This is a genomic window from Streptomyces sp. NPDC004561 (genome assembly GCF_053602155.1).
Genome location: NZ_JBSGDB010000777.1, coordinates 1 through 2,546, shown reverse-complemented (window position 1 = coordinate 2,546; position 2,546 = coordinate 1). Strand labels below are relative to the sequence as shown.

Sequence of the window (2,546 nt, the reverse complement as noted above, 5' to 3'; positions counted from 1 at the left end):
CGCCATCACCGCGTTGTGGGCCGGCGCTCGGCGCCGGCTCGCGGGGCCGCTCGGCAGCGGCGGGCGGCTGCCCTTGCGGGAGTAAACGAGCTCCACCGCCGGGTGAGCCGTGGCAGGGCTCAGCGCGGGCGTCAGCCGCGTGCCGCCGCCGAACAGCAGCGGCAGTACGACCGGTTCCAGCGTGTCGAGTGCGCCGATGAACACGTCCAGGTCCGGCCACGGCCGGCGGTCGTTGGTCAGCGCGGGCTCGAAGGTCGTACCGCCCATCAGCACCGCCTCGCACCCTTCGAGGAACTCCCGGATGCCGTGGCTCTCCCCGGACACGTTCCAGGATCTGAGGAAGAGCGGTGCGAGGCATAGGATCGGCCCGAGCGCACCGCGCCGTGAGGGGGGGGTCCCCGGTCGCCACCCGCAGGAGGTCCGCCATGGCGACGCTGCTGTCGGTCAACGTGGGGAAGCCCAGGGACGTCCCCTGGCAGGGAAGGACCGTCCACACCGGGGCCTGGAAGGCTCCCGTGCGCGGCCCCCGGATGGTGCGGCGGCTGAACGTCGACGGAGACGGCCAGGGAGACCTGGCCGGGCACGGTGGCGAGATTCGCGCCGTCCTCGTCTACCAGTCGCAGTCCTACCGGTACTGGCGGAAGCACCTGGGGCGCGACGACCTGACCTTCGGGATGTTCGGGGAGAACTTCACCGTCGACGGACTGCCGGACGACGAGGTGTGCATCGGCGACCGGTACCGCATCGGCGAGGCCGAGTTCGAGGTCACCCAGCCGCGCGTCACCTGCTACCGCGTCGGCATGCGCCTGGGCGAACCGGCCATGGCCTCCCTGCTGGTCGCCCACCACCGCCCCGGCTTCTATCTGCGCGTCCTCACCGAGGGGCGCGTCCGAGCGGGCGACGAGATCACCCTGATCCGCCGGGGTCCCGGGGAGCTCAGCGTCGCCGACACCGACGCGCTGCTCTATCTCCCCGGCCGCGCCCCCGAGAAGCTGCGCAGAGCGCTGGCCGTCCCCGCCCTCAGCCCGGGATGGCAGCAGTCCTTCCGCGAACTGGCCGCCGCCGGGCCGCCCGGCCGGGAACCGGAGAAGGAACGGGGATGGCCGGGCTTCAAGCCCATGCGCGTCGCCCGTGTCGTCCCCGAGACCTCCACCGTCTCGTCGATCTACCTCGACACCACCGACGGCGCTCCCCTGCCCGAGGCCCGTGCCGGCCAGTATCTGGGTGTACGGCTCGCCGTGGGCGACGCCGGCCCCACCGTGCGCAGCTACTCCCTGTCCTCCGCCCCGACGGCCGCCGCCTACCGCATCAGCGTCAAGCACGAGGCCCACGGGAAGGTCAGCGGCTACATCCACGACACCCTGCGGCCCGGGGACGTCCTGGACATCGCCGGCCCGCGCGGAACGTTCGTGCTCGAGGAGGGCACCCGCCCGGTCGCCCTCATCTCGGCGGGAATCGGCGTCACCCCGGTGCTCGCCATGCTCCACCAGCTCGCCGCCGTGCGGGACCCGCGCCCCGTGTGGTGGATCCACGTCGCCCACGACCGCGCCCATCACGCCTTCGCGGACGAGGCCCACGCGCTTCTGGCCCGGCTCCCGCAAGCCCACGAGCACATCCACTACACCGGCGAAGCGACCCCGGCGCCCGGCGACGGCCGTATCACCCGGGGGCGCCCGACCGCGTCGACGCTCGCGGCGGCGGGCGTTCCCGCCGACGCCGACGCCTACCTCTGCGGGCCGCCCGCGTTCATGGACGGCCTCGGCGCCGGCCTGCGCGACCTCGGCCTGCGCCCCGAGCGCGTCCACACGGAGCAGTTCGGCGCCCTGCCCGCCGTCAATCCCGGTGTCACGCCCACCAATGCCGTCCGGCCGCACCAGCCACCCGGACCGCCGGGCACCGGCCCGATCGTCACCTTCGCCCGCAGCGGCATCACCACCGCCTGGTCCCCCCGGCACGTCTCACTCCTCGAACTCGCCGAGGCGTGCGACATCCCCACCCGCTGGTCCTGCCGTACCGGGGTCTGTCACACCTGCGTCACCCACCTGCTGTCGGGCGACATCACCTACACCACCCCGCCGCTCGAACCTCCCGAGCCCGGCAGCGTCCTGGTCTGCTGCGGCGAACCGGCCGGCGAGGTCGTCCTCGATCTGTGACGTCAGGCCGAGGGGCCGGCGTAGTGCCGCAGGACCAGTGCCAGATAGTCGACGTACGGGTCCGCGAGGCCGTCGAGGTCGGCCGTCGAGCGGATCAGCGCGACCCGCTCGAACTCGGGATCGACGCCCCGGGCGGTCTCCGTCCTCGCCAGTTCCGCGTACCGGTCGAGCAGTTCCCCCGCGGGGCGTGGCGGGGCGAGGAAGAGCACCCCGACGTTTCCCCGCCCGCTCAGGGTGGTCAGCCACAGGCCGAGGGCGCCGTCCGGTGTGTCGCTGCCGGTCTCCTCGGCCAGCTCGCGGGCCGCAGGACGCAGATCAGGCGCGGTCCGCAGCCTTTTGCAGGGCGTCGGCTACCACGTGTCCGATTCGGCGGCCGCGCTGGCCGCGACAGCG

2 protein-coding genes and 1 pseudogene are annotated in these 2,546 nt (G+C 73.5%); 1 reads left to right on the top strand and 2 read right to left on the bottom strand.

Features of this window, described 5'->3' with window-relative positions; translation table 11 throughout:
* Positions 1-324 (bottom strand): annotated as a pseudogene (locus ACWEN3_RS45140) (dihydrofolate reductase family protein); the annotation flags it as partial.
* Between the two features lie 101 nt (positions 325-425).
* Between ACWEN3_RS45140 and ACWEN3_RS45135 the strand changes: the two are divergent.
* Positions 426-2,153 (top strand): MOSC domain-containing protein, encoded by a 1,728-nt coding sequence (locus ACWEN3_RS45135; protein WP_452984081.1) that lies wholly within the window; start codon positions 426-428, stop codon positions 2,151-2,153.
* Positions 2,154-2,155: 2 nt separating this feature from the next.
* Here ACWEN3_RS45135 and ACWEN3_RS45130 read toward each other — a convergent pair whose 3' ends face one another.
* Positions 2,156-2,362 carry a hypothetical protein gene (locus tag ACWEN3_RS45130; RefSeq protein ID WP_452984079.1) on the bottom strand — a complete coding sequence of 69 codons (207 nt, stop codon included), beginning with the start codon at positions 2,360-2,362 and terminating at the stop codon, positions 2,156-2,158.
* Positions 2,363-2,546 lie beyond the last annotated feature (184 nt).